The organism is Lentibacillus jeotgali (assembly GCF_000224785.1).
Classification (GTDB): domain Bacteria; phylum Bacillota; class Bacilli; order Bacillales; family Amphibacillaceae; genus Lentibacillus; species Lentibacillus jeotgali.
The window spans coordinates 124,342-145,296 of record NZ_AGAV01000014.1 but is presented as its reverse complement, the minus strand read 5'-3'; the positions used below and the strand labels follow the sequence as shown (position 1 = coordinate 145,296).

The 20,955-nt window shown below is 41.4% G+C and carries 23 protein-coding genes and 1 riboswitch; of the genes, 11 read left to right on the top strand and 12 right to left on the bottom strand.

The genetic code is table 11. From position 1 onward, the window contains the following. Nucleotides 1-27 precede the first annotated feature (27 nt). Entirely contained in the window at nucleotides 28-1,590 is a 1,563-nt protein-coding gene (locus tag ON01_RS10455) for a rhomboid family intramembrane serine protease (protein ID WP_010530992.1), read from the top strand. Nucleotides 1,591-1,651: 61 nt separating this feature from the next. Here the strand turns inward: ON01_RS10455 and ON01_RS10450 are convergent, their stop codons facing one another. Beyond that, nucleotides 1,652-2,512, bottom strand: coding sequence for a hypothetical protein (locus tag ON01_RS10450; protein WP_010530991.1), 861 nt, complete (start codon nucleotides 2,510-2,512; stop codon nucleotides 1,652-1,654). Between the two features lie 159 nt (nucleotides 2,513-2,671). Here ON01_RS10450 and ON01_RS10445 point away from each other — a divergent pair, with 159 nt between their 5' ends. The 4 genes from ON01_RS10445 (at nucleotide 2,672) to ON01_RS10430 (ending at nucleotide 7,563) form a co-directional block, all read left to right on the top strand. Further along, on the top strand, nucleotides 2,672-4,129 hold the full coding sequence (locus ON01_RS10445) for a spore germination protein (protein WP_010530990.1): 1,458 nt from the start codon (nucleotides 2,672-2,674) through the stop codon (nucleotides 4,127-4,129). Nucleotides 4,130-4,240: 111 nt separating this feature from the next. Next, complete coding sequence (locus ON01_RS10440; protein ID WP_010530989.1) at nucleotides 4,241-4,453, top strand: YqgQ family protein; 213 nt, start codon at nucleotides 4,241-4,243, stop codon at nucleotides 4,451-4,453. Further along, nucleotides 4,453-5,424, top strand: a complete 972-nt coding sequence (locus tag ON01_RS10435) for an ROK family glucokinase (RefSeq protein WP_010530988.1) — start codon at nucleotides 4,453-4,455, stop codon at nucleotides 5,422-5,424. Before ON01_RS10440 ends, ON01_RS10435 begins: the two co-directional genes overlap by 1 nt. Nucleotides 5,425-5,610: 186 nt before the next feature. Next, nucleotides 5,611-7,563, top strand: a complete 1,953-nt coding sequence (locus ON01_RS10430; RefSeq protein WP_010530987.1) for an LTA synthase family protein — start codon at nucleotides 5,611-5,613, stop codon at nucleotides 7,561-7,563. Between the two features lie 132 nt (nucleotides 7,564-7,695). Here the strand turns inward: ON01_RS10430 and ON01_RS18940 are convergent, their stop codons facing one another. Next, entirely contained in the window at nucleotides 7,696-7,863 is a 168-nt protein-coding gene (locus tag ON01_RS18940) for a DUF2759 family protein (protein ID WP_010530986.1), read from the bottom strand. Nucleotides 7,864-8,016: 153 nt separating this feature from the next. Here ON01_RS18940 and ON01_RS10425 point away from each other — a divergent pair, with 153 nt between their 5' ends. Continuing rightward, entirely contained in the window at nucleotides 8,017-8,640 is a 624-nt protein-coding gene (locus ON01_RS10425) for an MBL fold metallo-hydrolase (protein WP_010530985.1), read from the top strand. 235 nt (nucleotides 8,641-8,875) lie between these two features. On the opposite strand, the gene ON01_RS10420 is transcribed toward ON01_RS10425, so the two are convergent. From ON01_RS10420 to comGA, 8 genes are all read right to left on the bottom strand, one after another. Continuing rightward, the gene (locus ON01_RS10420) at nucleotides 8,876-9,118 is read right to left on the bottom strand and encodes a DUF2626 domain-containing protein (protein ID WP_010530984.1); all 243 of its coding nucleotides are present in this window, start codon (nucleotides 9,116-9,118) and stop codon (nucleotides 8,876-8,878) included. Between the two features lie 312 nt (nucleotides 9,119-9,430). Beyond that, a complete protein-coding gene (gene comGG / locus ON01_RS10415) occupies nucleotides 9,431-9,805 on the bottom strand; it encodes a competence type IV pilus minor pilin ComGG (protein ID WP_010530983.1) in 375 nt (124 codons plus the stop codon). Further along, on the bottom strand, nucleotides 9,777-10,220 hold the full coding sequence (locus tag ON01_RS10410; protein ID WP_010530982.1) for a ComGF family competence protein: 444 nt from the start codon (nucleotides 10,218-10,220) through the stop codon (nucleotides 9,777-9,779). Before ON01_RS10410 ends, comGG begins: the two co-directional genes overlap by 29 nt. Beyond that, complete coding sequence (locus ON01_RS10405; protein ID WP_010530981.1) at nucleotides 10,174-10,515, bottom strand: type II secretion system protein; 342 nt, start codon at nucleotides 10,513-10,515, stop codon at nucleotides 10,174-10,176. Before ON01_RS10405 ends, ON01_RS10410 begins: the two co-directional genes overlap by 47 nt. After that, nucleotides 10,502-10,933 (bottom strand): competence type IV pilus minor pilin ComGD, encoded by a 432-nt coding sequence (gene comGD, locus ON01_RS10400; RefSeq protein ID WP_010530980.1) that lies wholly within the window; start codon nucleotides 10,931-10,933, stop codon nucleotides 10,502-10,504. Before comGD ends, ON01_RS10405 begins: the two co-directional genes overlap by 14 nt. Then, on the bottom strand, nucleotides 10,920-11,234 hold the full coding sequence (gene comGC / locus ON01_RS10395; protein WP_010530979.1) for a competence type IV pilus major pilin ComGC: 315 nt from the start codon (nucleotides 11,232-11,234) through the stop codon (nucleotides 10,920-10,922). The genes comGD and comGC overlap by 14 nt, the downstream gene beginning before the upstream one ends. A 19-nt stretch (nucleotides 11,235-11,253) precedes the next feature. Then, the gene (comGB, locus tag ON01_RS10390) at nucleotides 11,254-12,294 is read right to left on the bottom strand and encodes a competence type IV pilus assembly protein ComGB (RefSeq protein WP_245545000.1); all 1,041 of its coding nucleotides are present in this window, start codon (nucleotides 12,292-12,294) and stop codon (nucleotides 11,254-11,256) included. Beyond that, nucleotides 12,266-13,282: a competence type IV pilus ATPase ComGA gene (gene comGA, locus ON01_RS10385; protein WP_010530977.1), complete on the bottom strand. Its 1,017-nt coding sequence runs from the start codon at nucleotides 13,280-13,282 to the stop codon at nucleotides 12,266-12,268. Before comGA ends, comGB begins: the two co-directional genes overlap by 29 nt. 103 nt (nucleotides 13,283-13,385) lie before the next feature. Here comGA and ON01_RS10380 point away from each other — a divergent pair, with 103 nt between their 5' ends. After that, nucleotides 13,386-13,877 carry a shikimate kinase gene (locus ON01_RS10380; RefSeq protein WP_010530976.1) on the top strand — a complete coding sequence of 164 codons (492 nt, stop codon included), beginning with the start codon at nucleotides 13,386-13,388 and terminating at the stop codon, nucleotides 13,875-13,877. A 65-nt stretch (nucleotides 13,878-13,942) separates the two neighbouring features. Beyond that, a complete protein-coding gene (locus ON01_RS10375; protein WP_010530975.1) occupies nucleotides 13,943-14,122 on the top strand; it encodes a YqzE family protein in 180 nt (59 codons plus the stop codon). A gap of 33 nt (nucleotides 14,123-14,155) precedes the next feature. Here the strand turns inward: ON01_RS10375 and ON01_RS10370 are convergent, their stop codons facing one another. Further along, nucleotides 14,156-14,926, bottom strand: a complete 771-nt coding sequence (locus tag ON01_RS10370) for a YqhG family protein (RefSeq protein ID WP_010530974.1) — start codon at nucleotides 14,924-14,926, stop codon at nucleotides 14,156-14,158. Then, nucleotides 14,916-16,574 carry a DEAD/DEAH box helicase gene (locus ON01_RS10365; RefSeq protein ID WP_010530973.1) on the bottom strand — a complete coding sequence of 553 codons (1,659 nt, stop codon included), beginning with the start codon at nucleotides 16,572-16,574 and terminating at the stop codon, nucleotides 14,916-14,918. Before ON01_RS10365 ends, ON01_RS10370 begins: the two co-directional genes overlap by 11 nt. 137 nt (nucleotides 16,575-16,711) lie before the next feature. After that, a riboswitch (glycine riboswitch) is annotated at nucleotides 16,712-16,808 on the top strand. A 193-nt stretch (nucleotides 16,809-17,001) separates the two neighbouring features. On the opposite strand from ON01_RS10365, the gene gcvT reads away from it, so the two are divergent. Genes gcvT through gcvPB form a run of 3 tightly spaced genes read left to right on the top strand, consistent with a single transcriptional unit; the run spans nucleotide 17,002 to nucleotide 20,921 of the window. Continuing rightward, on the top strand, nucleotides 17,002-18,108 hold the full coding sequence (gcvT, locus tag ON01_RS10360) for a glycine cleavage system aminomethyltransferase GcvT (protein WP_010530972.1): 1,107 nt from the start codon (nucleotides 17,002-17,004) through the stop codon (nucleotides 18,106-18,108). Between the two features lie 13 nt (nucleotides 18,109-18,121). After that, nucleotides 18,122-19,471, top strand: coding sequence for an aminomethyl-transferring glycine dehydrogenase subunit GcvPA (gcvPA, locus tag ON01_RS10355; protein ID WP_010530971.1), 1,350 nt, complete (start codon nucleotides 18,122-18,124; stop codon nucleotides 19,469-19,471). Then, the gene (gcvPB, locus tag ON01_RS10350; protein ID WP_010530970.1) at nucleotides 19,464-20,921 is read left to right on the top strand and encodes an aminomethyl-transferring glycine dehydrogenase subunit GcvPB; all 1,458 of its coding nucleotides are present in this window, start codon (nucleotides 19,464-19,466) and stop codon (nucleotides 20,919-20,921) included. The genes gcvPA and gcvPB overlap by 8 nt, the downstream gene beginning before the upstream one ends. Nucleotides 20,922-20,955 lie beyond the last annotated feature (34 nt).

Here is a 20,955-nt window from a genome sequence, read left to right as displayed (position 1 = left end):
GTATCATGGCTTTGAGGGGGAAACTGCATGTATCTGGATGAGGGCTACACACTATATCGATTGGCCTGGCATCTGATGGACACAGATGGCTTTGAGCTCATACATATGAATCAAGATGATGAATTGTGGCTGGAGAAGCGCGAAAGCAAAACATCACATGTTATCCGTTTGTTCCATGGCGGTTTTGACTGGAAGAACCATTTAAAGAAAGATATAGGCCAGGTTTTTCAGAAAACAAAAGCTCTGAAGCGTCATTTACGGGGGAAGCATGCCGAAATACATAACGTTTATATTGCTGAATACGCCCCGGTTGACGACTGGGATATTCTGAGAAAACCGATGCAGTTAAAAGAAAAAAACCCGATCAAAATGAACGTGTATTATTTATCAGCTGATGAAAAAGAGCAAGAACTGGCAAGATTTCGCGATGCTGTCGGGACAACATTCCGGCTGCCTGCTGAAAATATTTCTGTAGATGATAAAGAAAAGGCTATTCACACTTGCAGAAGAAGATTAGCCAAGCAGCTGAAACAGAAGGAAAAGGAATTCGAGGAGATTTTCTCATACGGGAAGCCTTTTCTGACCTATTTTCTGCTGACTGTTAATATTTTTATGTTTTTGCTGCTGGAGTTGAACGGCAATAGCACGTCAACTGAAACATTAATCGAATTCGGGGCAAAATATAACCCGGCGATTATTGAGGATGGTGAATGGTGGCGCATTGTGGCCTCCATGTTTCTGCATATCGGAATCCTGCACTTATTAATGAACATGCTGGCTGTTTACTACCTGGGAACGGTCGTGGAGCGGATCTATGGATCACTCAGGTTTCTGATTATTTACTTTCTGGCTGGGATTGGGGGCGGTCTGGCAAGCTTCGCCTTTACAACAAATGTTTCAGCAGGGGCTTCCGGAGCGCTGTTTGGCTTATTTGGAGCCCTGTTGTTTTTCGGGTGCATACATAGAAGAATCTTTTTCCAGACAATGGGCATGAATCTATTGTTTATAATCGGAATTAATATTGTGTTTGGGCTAAGTGTCCCCCAGGTTGATAATGGTGCGCATATGGGTGGTTTAATTACAGGATTTATTGCATCAGCCATTTTGTTTTTGCCTAAGAAAAAGAATAGGCCTATTCAATTAGCTGCTGTCATTTTATATATGCTGATCGTTCTTGGGCTGGTGATTTACGGTATGGACCATAACAAAAGCAGCCCTTCCTATTTGTTAATGAAGACAGAGCAGTTAATAATGGATGAACAATATGAAGACGCAGTTAGTACCGCAGCTAAAGGATTGCAGAGTTCGGGACAAATTGAGGATGAATTGGAAAGTCATTTGCTGTTTCAGCGGTCGTATGCTTATATTCAACTGAACAGTATAGACAAAGCGATAACAGATTTGGAAAAATCGGTTGAACTTAATAGTAGCTTTTCCAGGGCACATTATAATTTGGCTATTTTATATGGCAATAACGGTGCGGAAGAAAAGGCATCAACGCACATCAAAAAAGCCTATGAACTGGAGCCTGGCAATGAGGATATCGCGAATTTATATGAGCAGATAACTGGCAACCGGGTGATTGACTGATGAAATAGCCCCGTTCTGCTTTAGTGGACAGAATGGGGCGTTTTTAATTGGACTATCAGAATTAATCCGGATATTGCTGTATAAGTCTTTCTTTTTCTCCATTCCATTCAAACAGGACCATTAAATGCTCACTTCGCTTATCAAACAATATTAAGGGTATATAACTTTTCACTGTTTTGCCCCGCAGGTTTTTAACATTCAGGACGTAGTTTTTATAAATTCCTTCCCACAGCTGGCCCATGATCTGATTTGTTTGCTTTTGCGTGAGTGAAGGCAGAGGTTTGGTGTTATATTTGTATAAATCTGTGAGTGGTATTTTATAGTAGGCATCTTCGTTAATGTCAAAATGCGCCATCAGCCGTTTCCAATTATAGACAAGCTGCTGCTCTGTTGTATGATCCAGCAGTCGGGCCCATTCTTGTTCAAAGTCTGTTTCTGGCGTTTTGAATGACTCAAGGACAGTGCTTGGTGAATCAATGACATATAGCTGATCATATGTCATATGGTGGATACTTTTGATTTCATCATCCGGATAATGCACTTCCCCGTGGTGAAATGATATCGCCTGAAAGTAATTGCTGTCTTCTGCACTAAACTTCTCTTCGATCCGGATGGTGTCGGTGTTTTCTTTCCATTTGCTCCGAACCCCGAGTAACTGGCCGTTATTAAACAGAAGCGAGGCATCCTGTCGCAAGTATAATTCCTGTTCACTTACTGAAGTGCTCGTCCAAGCCATGTTATAGGAATCCCTCGTATTTTCCGAAATCATTTCAAGTATTGTGCCGGTCTCTTCAAACCTAGTTTGTTCATCTTCCGGAAAATAAGTAATTGCAGGGGCAGTGTCCATTCGCCATAGGAGTATTAACAACAGGCTTGTACTGATTAAAGGTATAACGATCAGAAGCATTAATCGTTTATTCATCCCGACCATCCTTTAGCGGATTCTAGGTTTGATATTTAAAAAATAAACACCATTTTCATAAGAAATGTATGAAACAGTACAACCGTTTATGTCTATTTGTGTATAGGTGTCATTGTTTCACGCAAACTAAGACTGATCTTATGAAATAAAGGTGAGCATATGGAAAAAGAAAAACAACCGTTATTTTCCGCGTATTCAAAAAATGTATCCTATATAAAAGACCGGCTGGCAGTAGACAAAAGCTTTGATGTCATAAATTTGGATTTGAAATACGCCGGCCGGAACATGGCGATGTTTATGATCGACGGTTTTGCCAAAGATGAAATTATGCATTATATTATGAAACTGCTGGCACAACTTGAGCCGGAACAGCTAGAACCAGATCCATTGGAAAAGCTGTTTAAGACGTACATCCCGTATATCGAAATTGACCATGTCAAAGATTTAAACCAAGCATCAGACCTTGTACTTGGCGGACCGGCTGCCTTGGTTGTAGAGGGCATGGATGAGGTAATTATAATTGATGCACGAACATATCCGGTACGATCCCCTGACGAACCGGATCTGGAACGGGTAACCCGCGGACCCAGGGACGGCTTTGTGGAAACGATTGTATTTAATACGGCTCTCATACGAAGGAGAGTTCGGGATCGTTCATTGCGCATGGAGTATATGCAGATTGGCAGACGGTCAATGACTGATATTACGCTTTGTTATTTGGAGGATATAGCGGATCAGGAACGCGTGGATGACACCAAAGCTATTTTGGAGAAAATCGATACAGATGGCCTGGCAATGGCCGAAAAGACAGTTGAAGAATACATCAGCGGCCGGCATTGGAATCCTTATCCGACTGTCCGTTATACAGAAAGACCTGACACGGCGGCTGCGCATTTATATGAAGGACATGTATTGATTATTATTGATGGGTCACCAAGTGTCATGATAACACCGGTAACATTTTGGCATCATCTTCAGCATTCGGAGGAATACCGGCAAAAACCGATTGTCGGTGCATATTTACGGTTTGTGCGTTATTTCGCTGTATTGGCGTCTATATTTTTATTACCGTTGTATTATTTGCTGGCTATGAATCCGGATTATTTACCCGCGAATCTTTCGTTTATTGGTCCGAATGAGGAGGGGACGGTTCCGCTTATTCTCCAATTTATCCTAGCTGAATTGGGTATTGACGTACTCAGGCTGGCTGCTGTGCATATTCCATCTTCTCTTGCAACAGCCCTCGGCCTTGTAGCCGCCATATTAATTGGTCAGGTTGCAGTGGAAGTTGGCCTGTTCTCATATGAAGTGGTTCTTTATCTGTCGGTTGCAGCGATTGGAACATACGCCACGCCGAGTTATGAGCTAAGCCTGGCAAATCGGCTTATCAGGATGTTCTTGCTGATAGTGACCGGCATGTTTGGAGCGATAGGATATATTGTCGGCATTACGCTCTGGCTTCTTTATTTAACCCGGATGTCATCTTTCCGCATCGCGTATCTCTGGCCATTTCTTCCTTTTTCATTCAGGGCATTCAGAGATGTATTCCTGCGGTCACCGATTCCATTGAAAAATCGCAGGCCGACATTTTTAAACCCAAGAGATCCAGACCGCTGAAATCAGTGGTCTGGATTAATTTTTAAGAAAAATATAAAGTGAAACCGGTCATGATCTTTTGGTTATTCACTATTATGCTCCACTTTGATATAATTAAGTTTGGTGATTCAAATGAAAACAGTATATGATGTGCAGCAATTATTGAAACGTTTTGGAACGATTATATATGTAGGCAACCGAATGGCTGATCTTGAATTGATGGAAGCAGAAGTAAAAGAATTATACCAGTTTCAGATTATTGAAGCAGACGAATATCAAAAAGCACTGCTGATACTGAGGGGAGAGGCAGCGCGCCTGTGTAGAGAAAAAGGAGCGAATTCCTGATGGAAAAGTCAATTGTTGGTGTTGACATTGGCGGTACAACGGTTAAAATTGGCATAATCGATAACGATGGAAATATACTGGATAAATGGGCGATCCACACTAACAGAACAAATTCCGGGGAATTCATTGTGTCGGATATTTGGAAATCGCTGGATGAAAGACTTGCAAAAAACGCTATACCGAAAAAAACAATCGAGGGAATTGGAATCGGTGCGCCCGGTTTTATCGACAATGATACCGGCTACGTTTTTGAAGCTGTTAATATTGGCTGGAGGAATATGCCGTTATCTGATGAACTCAGATCAATTTCCGGATTGCCGGTATTTGTGGCTAATGATGCCAATGCTGCCGTAATGGGTGAGAATTGGAAAGGTGCCGGTGGCAATGTGAAAAACCTTGTTGCGCTTACACTTGGTACAGGTGTTGGGGGCGGCATCATTGTAAACGGGGACATCCTGAATGGTGAAAGCGGCATGGCAGGGGAAATAGGCCACACCACGGTCGAGCCCGATGGGATATTGTGTAATTGCGGAAGAAGAGGATGCCTCGAAACAATTGCTTCAGCAACCGGGATGGTGCGTCAGGCAAAAATGAAAACGAAACAGCATCCGGAAAGTCGCCTTGCATCAAGACTTGAGTCTTCCGGCAACATTACAGCGAAAGATATTTTTGAACTGGCAGATGCCGGTGATGTACCATGTAGGGAGATTATTGCATATACTGCTGATGTTCTCGGTTTGGCGATATCAAACGCATCAACCCTTATCAACCCTTCCAAGGTTCTGATTGGCGGTGGTGTATCAAGTGCCGGTGATGTGTTTATCAAGCTTATTGAAAATGCATTTCGCCGATACGCTTTAACAAGAGTAAGTGATATTTGTGAGCTTAAGCTGGCTCAATTAGGTAATGATGCCGGGATAATCGGAGCAGCATTCCTGGTTAAGCATAAATTGCATAACTTGAAATTCTAGAATAACCTTTTCAGCTTTATTTATTAATTAACATAACATTTTGCTAATTCGAAATGAATTCTAGGAAACTTTCTATGATGTAAATACGTTTTATAATAGGGTAAAAATGTTTTTAAATTTTAATGCAGGGAATTTAACAAAATAGTATATATTGTTAATCATCACCCGCACTGGGAGGAAAGAAAGATGAACTTTAAACGGTTCAAGATGCCGTTATTTATAGTTGCATCGTTATTATTCGGCATTAAAACGTATATTATGTATCGTTTTATGTTTAATCTGGAATTGGAAAACCAGATGCAGGAGTTTATTCTATTCATCAATCCTTTTGTAACCGCTTTTTTGATTTTTGCCATATCTGTGTGGTTTAAAAAACAGTCACGGCAAATGAAGTTTATCCGTTACAGCGCATTGGCCGGTAGCCTGATTCTGTATTTTAACCTTGTTTTCTACCGTTCGTTCAATGATTTCATTACGGCCCCACAGTTATTTCAGGCAAGCAATATGGGCGACTTGGGGTCAAGTATCCTGACACTTATTTGGGTATACGATGTACTGCTTTTCTTCGATGTCGCGGTTATCTGGTATTTAAGCAGGAAAAAACCGGACATTTTGGCAGTCAGTTATCAAAAGAGCGGAAAAGTATTTGCACTGGCAATGTCGTTCCTGCTCCTTGCCGGTAATTTTTTCCTTGCTGAAATGGAACGTCCGCAATTATTTACCCGTGCATTTGATCGTGAGTATCTTGTGAAAAATATCGGATTGTTCAATTACCATGTTTATGATGCTGCAGTCCACTCCAAAGTGAAGACACAGCGGGTATTTGCTGATGGCAACGAACTTCCGGAAATTACCGAATACGTTGATGATAAAGTGAAGAGCGAGAAGAAATCACCCCTACATGGTATTGCAGAGGATAAAAATGTCATCTTCATTTCACTGGAGTCCATTCAAAGCTTTGTGATTAATAATGAAGTAAACGGCGAAGAGATAACACCATTTTTAAACAGTCTAGTTGGTGATGAGAGCACGTACTATTTTGAGAACTTTTACCACCAGACAGAACAGGGGAAAACATCAGACTCTGAATTCCTGGTTGAGAATTCACTCTATCCGTTGTCCCGGGGAGCCGTATTCTTTACACACGGACAGAATGAGTATCACGGATTATCAGAAATATTAGGTGAAGAAGGTTACTACTCGACTGTTTTTCATGCCAACAACAAAAGTTTCTGGAATCGGGACCAAATGTATAAGAGTCTTGGTGTTGAGGATTTTTATGGGGAAGCGGCCTATGAAGTTAATGCAGCAAATTCTGTCGGATGGGGGCTGAAGGATAAGCCTTTCTTTGATCAATCGATGAAGTATCTGCAGTCAATGGAGCAGCCGTTTTATTCCAAGTTCATTACACTGACTAACCATTTTCCGTTTGAACTGAGTGAAGAGGACAGTTCGATCGACAAATATGACTCAAATTCAAGCACGCTGAATAATTTTTTTCCTACGGTCCGTTATATGGATGAAGCAGTAGAACAGTTCTTTAACCAATTAAAAGAATCTGGACTCTATGAGGATTCCATTATCGTGTTGATGGGTGACCACTATGGCATCAGTGAAAATCATAATAAAGCCATGAGTCAGTATTTAGGCAAAGACGAAATCACACCATATGATCATGTTCAGCTGCAGCGTGTCCCAATGTTTATTCACATTCCCGGGCATGGGGATGGTAAAGTTATTTCAAAGGTAACGGGACAGATTGACGTGAAACCCACATTATTGCATTTGCTGGGTATTTCAACCGAAGATGACATCTATTTCGGCAATGATATGTTCGTTGATGACCGCAAAGGCTATATCGCCTTAAGAAATGGGGACTTTATCAGTAACGAATATATATCGACCAGCGGTATTTGTTATAACCGGGATACTGGTGAACCTGTGGCATCAGAAGAGAAGGCAGAAGAAAAAGCTGAAGATGATACAACCACATCCGGTCATAATCAGGACGAAACGCCATGCAATCCGATCAAGCAAAAAGTCGAGAAGGGACTGGAGATGTCCGATAATATTATCTATGGCGATCTGTTCCGGTTTGTTGATTTTAATAAGACGGATAATACTAAAAATGATCAATAACCAAACAAAAAGCTGACGCGGTTAATGGTTTCGCGTCAGCTTTTTGTTTGTTTTTAAGCAGCTAAGTAAGTATACATACTCTCTTAGTGCATGAGTAGAATTTAGGCTTTCACCAAAGTTTGGCGTCTAATGTTACATATTACCTAGTTCCGTAACAATTGTGGCAACTGAAAAGAATCCAAAGACTAATACGGAAACTGCTGAAAAGCCTAGTGCAAATAAGTTTTTGACTTTAAGTTGCCGTATAACAGATATAATGGCCAATAAGGTAACTAACAAAAATAAAAGTCCCAGAACCACTTGTAACACATCCTCCCTATAACTAATGCATGGAAACTTATTTGTATTATTATGTAATAACTGTTTTCTATACTTATTTTATAGTATAAAATGATTTTTGTCGAGGTATAACCAGATGAATTGGAACAACAATTTACGAATGGGGGAGATCAGATGAAAATAACAGGCATGGAGGCTGGCCCGCTGGGAACGAATTGTTATATTGTACACAACGATACAGATGCTTTAATTATCGATCCCGGGGGGAATCCGGAGGCGATGACTAACTACTTAACAAAAGAACAGGTCAACCCGAGAGCAATATTGTTAACACATGCCCATTTTGATCATATTGGCGGTGTTGACGCATTAAGGTCGTATTACAATATTGAAGTTTATCTGCATGATAAAGAGGCTGAGTGGCTGGAAAACCCGGAATACAACGGATCAACTTCATTTATGGGCAGCAAAATTGTTACAAAACGTGCTGAACATAACCTGGAACAGGGCAGGTTGGCTATTGGTTCAATTACACTTAAAGTGATTCATACACCGGGTCATTCACCTGGAAGCGTCAGCTTTTTATTCAGTGATCAGCAATTGGTGATCAGCGGAGATGTTTTATTTAATCAGGGGATCGGACGTACTGATTTGCCTGGTGGTGATATGAGCGTATTAGAGCGAAGTATACGTGATTCGCTTTACCAGTTGCCGGATTCATACACGGTTTATCCAGGGCATGGTCCTGCAACGTCAATTGGCAATGAAAAGATGTATAATCCATTCTTTCCTGTATAATATGTGATATTCCGTTGAGTGGAATGAAGAGACCAATTAAAAATGCCAGCCATGATTGACGGCTGGCATTTAGGGGGATGTGCTCTGCTCTTTTGTTGGTTAGGGATAAAAATTAAGCTACTAAGTACAGTATATTTTTATATTAGCACTATGTCAACAGTGAAAACTAAAAAAATGAAAAACCCCGCGTTTTATATGTAGGCGGGGTTTTTCGTAATAGTAACTGACTTACTCATTAATGTCCGAATCCCGGTACTAAAATAAACTCGGAATACCAGGTGAATCCGACCATAAATACGGTACAATAAGCTCCGAATAAGTACATATACATACGTTCAGATAATTTCAGATAGCTTACTGTCAGGAAAAATGCCGTCTGGACGAGAAATAACAATGCTACATTGACCATTTCTCCAACGTAAAACATGACGGTAAATATACTTGTCCAAAAGGCAAGGACCCGAAACATTCGATCCATGTTTTCCCCTCCTTTAGGTTACCTTATAAGTGTAATTATAAACGACCCGATGAATAATGTAAATAAATCGCTTTAAACAATTGAAAGTTTTACCGCGTAAGTACAGCTTTTACAGACGCCGGAGCCAAATTCCTTGAATGACTGCCGACTTTTCCATTTAGTGGAATGGTAAAGTCGGCAGTTAATGGTGTTGACCGACATTGCACAACTATTTTTGGATTGTATTTCTCACCGGTCTGATACAACGCCAGTATGCCTCTTCACTCGATTCACTTTTTCGGTCAGGTTTAGGATGACACAGAAAAACCACTTCTATTCAGAATCAAATGTCATACGATTGAAGATACTGTGAATCGTACCATTGTCCGTTTGAATTGTGAAATATAGATGATACACTTGCTCGCTCAGTTTTGTATATTTAACTGCGACATCTCCATATGGGAAATCATATACGATGGTCGTATCGTCTTTAGGTTCATTGGAGATATCCTCCTTAAATTGCATCCGGGCCATTTGTATAAGGGTCTCGATTTTTAATTGCTCTGTCTGGTTTTGCGTAATATGGATTTCATCCTGATATATATATACGTTTGCTGTCAGGATTATCAATGCCAGTGCAATAAAAAACAGAACGTAGGGGAGCACAAATCCTTGCTGGTCAGTTGTAAAAGATAATATTTTTCTCAAATTGATCACCATTTATAGTTGTAATGGTAGCTTGTAAACCATAAGACGTAGATGTAAACTCAACATCCCGGACGTTCCGCAAATATACTTCAAATCCCTTGTCTTCAAGCTGTCTTATGATCAGATCATCATATTGTTTTAATACAACGCGTGATTCGTCTGGCTGCAGAAGTGTTATACCAGTTGGCTCCACAATGATGTCAGAAGCCCTGATCACTTCATCACGTAAAAACAAGAAAAATTGCTGCACCGACAACTGGTTATAATTGGAGGTGGCATCGATTGTTTTTGCCAGATAAGCAGTAAAAGGAAGCGTCATAAATATAATACTAACTGCCAAAAAAATCGAAATAAATGTAAATCCTTGTTCATTTTTCTGGATATCCGTATAAACAGAATTGACCCTTTCTCTCATTAGCATTTTTCCATCTGGCACATCCTTTCAGTAATTTGCCTTCATTGGTAAACTGGAACTCGGCTTTTGTACCATCGACCGTTTTAAAAAGGTGATGGGGAAGACTTGGTTGTTCCTCCCGCAGAAAAGGTTGGAGCTGGTGATGCAATTCGCTGCTGATATTCTGTTTTTGCTGCAAACTCTCTCGCTCATTCAGTAAAAGACTTGCGAGCGGAATCAGGGTGGTAATGATTACCATGAGAAGACTGGCCGCTACAAGCGCTTCAATCATCGAGAAGCCATTACTGTTTGTCAAAATAGCACCGTCCTTTCCCAAGCGGGCAAATCAGATTATAATGAGTAGTCGGGGTTTGGATGGCCATTGTTCCCGGTTCCAGAATTGTCCCGTTCTTATTGAAAGAAATGGTTGGCATTATTCGTTTGTTTATTGTCCATCCTTCTGGAATTTTTCGTTCCAGGATATCGCGATTTTCCGTACTTTTGATGATATAACGGTCCTGGTCAGGGAAGAAGGCAAGCCGGTAATCCGTTCGGGAATTGTATGATAAGCTCTGTGTATACAATAGATCCATTTCCAGTGTTTCCAGAAAGCTTTCCTCGGTCTTTTTATCGAGCACCGAAACTTGAATGGGTACAGCGATCAGGATCAGGATAGACAGAACTGCCAGAACGAAAAGTACCTCGATAAGGGTGAAGCCATTACTCTGTTTCATTATTTCGTGAAACTATCCCATTTGTAGCAATCGTTAACGCTGTGCCGTCAGGACATGTTTGCTGATCGTCATTTATATAATTGTTGCTTACTAAATCTTGAATGGTCGGATGACTGTTTTTCTCAATAAAATAGGCATCAGATTGTGCTTGAACGACAGTTACTAATGCATCACATCCCTTTTCGTTAACCTCTTGGCTTTTGTCGGCTAGATTTGGAACAATTAAAATGATCAGCACAGAAATGATCATCAGAACAATCAACATTTCAATTAACGTAAAACCGCGCTGGTTTTTAAACATTGCTATAGCATCTCCTTTTTCAGATTGTATTGATTAGTTGGAACATTGGCCACATGAGCGCCATGTAAATAAAAATAACGAGACTTGCCAAAATCAAAAAGAACACAGGCTGGATATAGGTGATGGCTTTCATAATTTTGCGGTGTATTTCCTCCGTCTGAAATTCCGCATAAATGGATAAGTCTTTTTCCAATTCTTCCGCATCTGTGTTTTTTTGAAAAATAGCTGAAATTTGCTTGTCGAATAGTGGTAAATTAGCCAAGAGGCCGGTTATATAAATACCTCTCGATAATTCGGCAGTCAGCAGTGAGGCGTAGTGGGCAAGGATTGGCTGTTTTTTCTGTTTGGACATACTGACGAGAATTTCTTTTATGGATAGGCCCGTTGACAATAATGAGCTGAGATGGGCGGCGAATAAAAATGAGATTTCCATTGTTTTGTACTGCCGGTAGACAGGAAGCAGATTATAAAACCTGATCCGTTTATCAATACTGACTTTTTTCTGATTGAACTGCCAGATTATAAAACCCAAACCAAGAATGAGAATCAAAATCGTAAAAAATCGAACGGTGAAGTCGATGACGCCCATTGTCAGCATAACGGTTGAGGCGGTTTCCGAGCTGTTTTGAAACAAGTCGATAAATGAGGGGAGAACCGACTGTTTAACAAAGTACAAAAGAACGGCAAATATAACGAGAAGGATGATGGGATATCGTGCTGTTTCCTGAAATTTCTTCGTGTAAATCATACGCTGTTCGAACATTGCCATGCATTTTTCAATACTTGTACGGAGATCGCCATTACTGCGGACAAAATATAAATAGGCTGTAATGGTCTGATTGAAACAAACTTTTTCCAGTGCCTCATCAAAATGGCTGCCGGATTTCATCGAAGCAATAATAGAGGAGGCGACTGGTTTTAGCTGCGTGTCCCATTGTATTATATCGAGGGCTTCAATTATTGGGTATCCATTGTTCAATAATCGGGACAGTCGGCGCAAAAAGCGTAGTTGCAGCTCTTTTTTTGGAGCATTATTTACCGGTTTCCAAATTCGTTTCATTCCCGATAAACCCATATGCATAAGCCTTCTTTCGTAAGTGATGGAAAGTATGAAAATGTTGTGTTGATGGCATATCTCCCCCCTTAATAACAGTTTCAAGCAGTGGTCCGTCCAGCAGCTCCATAATGGCTGCGCGTCTTGCTGTATACTGATTTATTTTAATTGGAACTAGCTGCAGAGCAGCGACTGCTATTAATGATTGTTGCAGATCTGACTCCTTTATCCCCATTTCCAGCAAACGATGTATGGTGCCTGCCGCATTTTTGGCATGCAGCGTACTCAAAACTAAGTGTCCCGTCAGTGAAGCATCAAAGGCAAATTCTGCCGTAAACCGATCTCTGATTTCGCCGACCATAATAATGTCAGGGTCATGTCTGAGTGCTGCCTTGAGCCCGGTCTGATACGTTATTCCAGCTTTTTCGTTTACCTGCACTTGCAAGATATCGCGAATCTCCTTTTCAATCGGATCCTCCAGGGTGATTGTCTGATATGATTTTTCAGCCAGGATGGATTGCAGCAATGCATACAGCGTTGTCGTTTTTCCACTGCCGGTCGGTCCTGTCAGCAGAATGATGCCATTGCGGCTGGTGATCCATTTCTTTAGTTTTTTTAATTGATTCGGAAAAAGGAATAGTCTATCAAGGGTAAGATTGTTTTCCTGCGGGAGGATGCGGATTGCAAGGCTTTCCAGGTGATTAACCGGAAGCGTGGATAAACGTAATGCATAACGGTGGCTTAGTTGATCATGGATGATTGTGCCGTTTTGCGGTTTTCGGACTTCACCTATATCCATTCCTGATGTAAACTTGTAATAAGTGAGCAACAATTGGTATTGGCCGGCCGAAATTGTTTCGTGAAGAATTCTGTTGCCAAATACACGAAAGTAAATGTTGACCTGATCGGAGAAGGGATAGAAGTGGATATCCGAAGCATTTACCTCAATAGCGGATTGCAGGAGTCTTTCAGAGAGTCTGGAAACTGTGTCCAATCATTTGTCACCTCCTTTATTGACTATATTCGACATGTTTTATAAAACTCCTTCTTTTTTTAAAAAAATTTATTTTTAATTTTATTAAGGCAGGTTAAAGCGTATGCAAACACTTTATTTAATCGGGTTCATGGGAAGCGGAAAAAGTACAGTGGGAAGACTCCTGCATGAAAAGTTAGGAGGTTCTTATCACGATACGGATCAAATGGTTGTTGAAAAGTATGGTGAAATAGCAGCCATCTTTGAACAAAAGGGCGAGAACCAATTTCGTGATTACGAAACCGAAATGCTTAAGGAAACAGCTAGTGAGAATTTTGTTGTTTCAACTGGCGGTGGGATAATAGAACGGAAGGAAAATGGTGAATTCATGAAAAAAAATGGGCTGATAATTTATCTGGATACATCATTTGATGAAATTGGAGACCGGTTGGGAAATGACCCCGTCAGACCATTGTGGCGCAAAAATGATTCGGAAAAACAGCAATTGTACAAGCGTCGGAACAAGCTTTATGCAGGTCTGGCCGATATCACGGTTACAACTGATCAAAAATCACCGTATATCGTAGTGGAGGAAATACTTGGGCATTTGCAATAACGTGTATTAATTTTCATTATCCTGGTTAACACTAGAGTAACAACCAAAATAGGAAGGTGTTAGATATGCCTTTAAATGATTATGTTAAATATTTAACCCAGCAGATTACATCCTATATTGATACCCCGGCAGAGAAAAAGAGGGAGCAAAAGATAAATAATAAAGGTGAATTACCGGTCTATTCAAACAGATGGCTGGGCGTATTGCCATTCGCTTTTAAAGTAGCAAAGAATAAAACCAATTAACAGGCTCGCAAAAGGTGAAGCCTGTTTTCTTTATTAATTCTCCAAATAAAAGATGCCCCCATTAACCACTTCAAATGTGATATAAGGCGAATAGCGTTTTTTAATTTCGTCGATTTCTTTTTCCATTTCATGTTCATTCGAACCTTCCTTGTAGAAATGGCGGACCAGATCAATTTCCTCCTCCATTGTTTTACATGACGCATCTGCCCAGTCATGATCCTGATCTTGAACGTAACTCTCAAGTACATTTTCAATTCGTTTAAAACCGCTATACAATTTGATCATCGGTGAAATGGTGTAGCAATAATCGGGAATAGTATTTTGCAAAGATTTATGCTGCAGCTCATACATCATTTCCAGTTTCATGATCCCGTTGACCAGGTGCAGTCCGATTGAAATTATTTCATCCTTTTTTTGCTTGCCACGGTAGCTGATTTTTATATTGGTGATAAGCCACGGATACAATGCGATCTTTTGGGTTGTATCAATCTGTTCAAACAGTTTCGTGTATTTCTCATGTTCGTGTAAATGGTTAATGATCTGGTGCAGGCGCGGACTGCCATAATGAATCCACTCGTGCTTGCCATCCCTTTTTTCTGGATCAGTTATCAACGAAAGCGCTTTGGGGTCACCGGGGTGTCCCATTTTCTTGATATAATGCCAGTAAAATGGCCGGTTCATTAATGCACGATCCATCTTCTCGGTTAATTGGACGGTGAGAACTCCATTGTTGTTATACATTAAGTCACAGTGATGCGCTGTGAAATATGCCTCTAAAAAACCGTGTAAATTGTTAATTGCCATATTGCTGCTCCTCCTGTGCCGTTTCCTCATGTGTCAATTGGATAACTGAGGATAGATTCTCTAATTTAATTTTGGCTTCACCAGTGGTAGCTGATTCAGAAAAGATAGTCTGGATTTCGGATTCGATATCGTTTATATTCAATTCAGCGAGAATGCTGTCCAAGTGACCAATAACTTGTTCGAATAAATTAATTTTCTCATACAGAAGTGTCATAATATGTTCTTCCACCGTTCCGCGAATCGCGACATTGTAAATATGGACATCATTCTCCTGACCATACCTGTGGATTCGACCGATGCGCTGTTCAAGACGCATGGGGTTCCAGGGCAGGTCATAATTAATCAAGTGGTTGCAGAATTGCAGGTTGATGCCTTCACCACCGGCTTCCGTTGCAATCAGAACTTGAGCATGCTGTTCAAATAGCTGCTTCATCCAATCTTTTTTCCCTTTTTTAAAGCCGCCCCTATATGGAACTGACGTAATGCCATTTTCTTTTAAATACCATTGTAAATAAACCTGAGTCGCCCGATATTCTGTAAAGACGATTACTTTTTCATCACCGGCATTTTTGATTAAATCCACAACCTTGGCGGCCTTTACATGTTGGGGGAGCTGTTCAATTTCATTTGTAATCGGTTTAATCAGCTTTTCTCTTGGCTCATCCGTTATCATTTTTTGCAATGACAGGTAACAAGCTTCCCGGGATGAGCAAAGTTCTCTCAGCAATGTGATTTTTGCAAAAGCAGGAAAGACCTCAACGGTATTCTCCAATTGGGAATAGACGTCCATTTCTTCCTGAGTGAAGTCAATCCAGACGGTCTCAATGTTCCGCTTAATGGCATCAAATTTTATGTTTTGCCTTGTATTCCGGATCATCACTTTTTGGATTAAATGCTTCAGATAGCCATCCTGTTTCAGCTTTTGTCGGTCTTTTCCGTACTGTTCCAGGAAGCTGTCGTAATCACCCAGATGTCCGGGTTTCAGAATGGAAACCAGATTAAAGATTTCCACCAGTCTGTTTTGCACCGGTGTTGCTGTCAGCAGCAGACAGTATTTTTTCTTCAGCGCTTTCACAAACTCAAAATTTTTTGTTTTATGGTTTTTTAATTTATGCGCTTCATCCACCAGCAGAAAATCATAATTTTGTTTGAGAATTTGTTCTCGGTGATGCGGCCGTTTTGCAGTGTCGATTGAAGTGATAATCACATCGTATTGATCCCATGGATAACTTTTACGAAACGTCACTGCTGGGATATAGAATTTTTCGTTCAGCTCCTGCGCCCACTGGTTGACTAAAGAAGCTGGCACAATAATCAAGGCTTTTTTTACCAGTCCCCGGAGCATATATTCTTTGAGGATCAGACCTGCTTCAATGGTTTTGCCAAGGCCTACTTCATCGGCTAATATGGCCCGTCCGTTCATTTCCTCAAGGACCTGTCTGGCAGTGGACAATTGATGATCAAGAAAATCCATTTGCGGTAAATAATCCAATGCTTTTAATCCTTCAAATGATGGTGCCATCGTTGTCAGTGCAGCTTCGTAATTCATCCTGAAAAGATCCCATGAAGAAAATGGACCCTCCGTTTGCAATCTCTCTTCAAACCCCTCAATGAACGTAGAATCCTGATGAATATCTATTTGACTCATCGTATACTCCTTTTTCACAAAGTTATGATTATCCCTACTATTAGCATGGTTCATGTGATATAATGCAAGTAATATAGATATTAGTATTTTCCTGACTCATACATAGTATAACCAAAATCATAAATATCATGATGCGAATGAATACAAGGGGAGAGCTTACTGCTAAGCAGAGCAGTAACGCCGAAGGAGCAAACATTCAGTGAATCTCTCAGGCAAAGAGACTCTTGTAGGACGCAGCTCTGGAGAGTGTTTACGATGGTAAACCACCCACGAAGCAAGCACTTTTAATGTATGGATGCGGTTTCACAAAAGTGTGCAACTTTCTGGTTGAAGGACAGAGATTCCCTGAAAGGCAGGGGAATCTCTATTTTTGTGTGCAGAAAAAGAGATCCCATGCCGAACATCATTTTGAAAAGGAGTCGATGGGATGAGTGAGTTGAAGCGAACACCGCTATTCCCCGAATATGAAAAATCAGGGGGCAAGACGGTTGACTTTGGCGGCTGGCAATTGCCTGTTCAGTTCAGCGGCATTAAGCATGAACATGAAATCACCAGAACGAAGGCAGGATTATTTGATGTCTCCCATATGGGGGAAATAGTGGTTCAGGGTCCTGGAAGTCTGGAGTTTTTGCAGAAAGTGGTCACCAATGATGTCTCCAAATTAACACCCAAGCGTGCTCAATATACGTTTATGTGCTATGAAGACGGCGGCACGGTGGATGACTTTATTGTTTATATGCTGGAGACCAATAAATATTTGCTTGTTGTTAATGCGGCAAATACTGAAAAAGATTTTGAATGGCTGAAAGAACATAATGATAACGATGTTTCGATTGAAAATGTTACTGTAGATTATGTTCAGCTCGCACTGCAGGGGCCAAAAGCGGAAACAATTCTGCAACGGATGACTGATATGGATTTAAGTCAGATTAAATTTTTCCGGTTTGGAAATCCTGTCTATTTTAAAGGAGCTGAGGCGGGAGCGATTGTCTCGCGAACTGGTTATACGGGAGAAGACGGTTTTGAAATATATATAGCTGCCAATGAAGGCAGTGAGCTGTGGAATCGCATTCTCGAGGCAGGGGAAGAAGATGGTGTGGAACCAATAGGTCTCGGGGCCAGGGATACACTGCGTTTTGAAGCAAATTTGCCTTTATACGGCCAGGAACTTTCCAAAACGATTTCACCGGTGGAAGCAGGCATGAAGTTTGCGGTAAAAGTAAATAAAGAGCAAGATTTTATTGGTAGAGACATCTTAAAACAGCAAATTGAGAACGGCCCGTCACGCAAGCTTGTTGGAATTGAAATGATTGATAAAGGGATTCCGCGCACGGATTACAAGGTTTTTGCAGGTGACGAAGAAGCAGGTCATGTCACCAGCGGCACACAGTCACCAACGTTAAAAAAGAATATTGGACTGGCGCTTGTTAAAACTGAATTCGCTGCCGAAGGAACTGAATTAGTCATCCAGGTAAGAAAACGGAAATTGAGGGCAATCGTCGTTAAAACACCATTTTACAAACGTGAAAAATGAGGGGGAGGTTTATATGGAATTTCGTTATTTGCCTATGACTGAATCGGATAAACAAATGATGCTGGAAACCATTGGCGTTGAATCGACCGATGCACTGTTTGCGGATATTCCCGATGACGTCAGGTTCAAAGGTGAATTAAACTTGAAGAAACCGGCCAATGAATCGGCACTGATGAAAGAACTGACAAGGATGGCCGGAAAAAACGCCAATTTAAAAGAATACAGCTCGTTTCTTGGTGCGGGTGTCTATGACCATTTCATCCCATCCGTTGTGGATCACGTGATATCGCGCTCCGAATTCTATACAGCTTATACCCCTTACCAGCCGGAAATTTCCCAGGGGGAATTACAGGCGATATTTGAGTTTCAGACGATGATTTGTGAACTGACAGGAATGGAAGTGGCCAATTCTTCGATGTATGATGGGGGGACAGCACTGGCCGAAGGTGTGACGCTGAGTACTGGTCAGACGAAACGAAGTAAAGTCATCGTATCCAAGACAGTTCATCCTGAGTCACGGGCAGTTATTCATACCTATGCAAAGGGGCAGAACCTAGAAATCGTTGAAATAGACGCTGACAAAGGCATAACAGATCTGAACCAGCTGGAGAAGGAAATGGATGAAAATACAGCAAGTGTCGTCATTCAGTACCCTAACTTTTTTGGCCAGATTGAACCATTGGATAAAGTCAACGATATTGTCCGCCAGCAGAAAAAGACGATGTTTATTGTCTCCAGCAACCCGCTGGCACTTGGCTATTTAACACCGCCAGGGGATTTTGGGGCTGATATTGTTGTTGGCGATACACAAGTGTTTGGTATTCCGGCTCAATTCGGCGGCCCGCATTGTGGCTATTTTGCCACCACGGATAAATTAAAACGGAAAGTACCCGGAAGGCTGGTCGGTCAAACAACAGACGAAGATGGTGAACGCGGTTTTGTGCTGACACTGCAGGCAAGAGAGCAGCATATCAGACGTGATAAGGCAACTTCCAATATCTGTTCCAATCAGGCATTAAACGCGCTTGCCAGTTCTGTAGCAATGAGCTCAATCGGAAAACATGGTCTGCGCAAGATGGCGGTACTAAATATGCAAAAGGCACGTTATGCCAAACAGCAGCTTGAAGCTTCCGGCTTCCCTGCAGTTTTTTCCGGCCCTTTTTTCAATGAACTGGTCATCAAATTGCCTGAAAATGTTGCAAGTATCAATGATAAGCTTTTAGAGAGCGGAATTATAGGCGGATATGATCTCGGACAGAGCTATCCGGAATGGGCATATCATATGCTGGTCGCTGTTACTGAAAACCGTACTAAGGAAGAAATTGATACGTTTGTTAAAGAATTGGGGGATATCCATGGTTAATACAGATTTTCCGTTAATTTTCGAACGTGGGAAAAAGGGGCGAACAAGTTACAGTCTGCCGGAGTTGGATGTTCCGGAAATAGACCTGGCCAGTGAATTTGAGGATTCTTATGTTCGTTCCGAGGCACCTGATCTGCCGGAAGTGAGTGAACTTGATATTATGCGTCATTACACAGCTTTATCAAGACGTAATTACGGTGTGGATTCAGGATTCTATCCGCTTGGGTCATGCACGATGAAGTATAATCCGAAAATAAATGAAGATGTAGCAAAACTTGCCGGTTTCAGTCATATTCATCCGCATCAGGATCCGAAAACGGTACAGGGCGCCATGGAAATAATGTATGATTTGCAAACCTCTCTAAGTGAAATAACCGGTATGCATGACTTTTCACTGCAGTCAGCAGCCGGTGCACAGGGTGAGTGGAGCGGACTGATGATGATCCGTGCCTTTCATGAGGCAAACGGGGACTATGACCGGACGAGAGTTATTGTTCCTGATTCTGCCCATGGTACAAACCCGGCATCAGTCTCGGTCGCCGGCTTTGATGCGGTTACGGTTAAAACAAATGATAACGGCTTAGTGGATCTCGAGGATTTAAAGCGTGTCGTTAACCAGGAGACAGCCGCATTAATGCTGACAAACCCAAATACACTGGGGTTATTTGAAACTGAAATCATGGAAATGGCAGAAATTGTTCACGGTGAAGGTGGAAAGCTTTACTATGACGGGGCAAATCTGAATGCAATCATGGGCTATGCCCGGCCTGGGGACATGGGATTTGACGTTGTTCATTTAAATTTACACAAGACATTCACCGGACCGCATGGCGGTGGTGGGCCAGGATCAGGGCCGGTTGGTGTAACTGAGGAGTTCGCGTCCTATCTGCCAAAACCAGTGCTGACTAAACAGGATGACCAATTCATATTTGACTATGATCGACCTGCTTCCATCGGCCGGATTAAACCATACTACGGAAACTTCGGTATTTATTTACGTGCCTATACGTACATCCGGACGATGGGTGCAGAGGGGCTTAAAAAGGTAAGTGAATATGCTGTTTTGAATGCAAATTATCTGATGCGCAGGCTGGAACAAGAATATTCTTTGCCATATCAGCAGCATTGCAAGCATGAATTTGTTTTATCCGGTAAAAAACAGAAACAGCTGGGTGTCCGCACATTGGATATAGCGAAACGACTTCTTGATTATGGTTATCATCCGCCGACGATTTATTTTCCATTGAATGTAGAAGAGGCCATGATGACCGAACCAACTGAAACCGAATCAAAAGAAACACTGGATGGTTTCATTGATGCGATGCTGCAAATTTCCGAAGAGGCGAAAAGTGAGCCTGAATTGGTTCAGGAAGCGCCGCATAATACGGTGGTAAAACGTATGGATGAAACAACAGCTGCACGGAAACCAATATTGCGTTATCAGAAATAAATAAAATGGACGGGGCTACCCGTCCATTTTATTT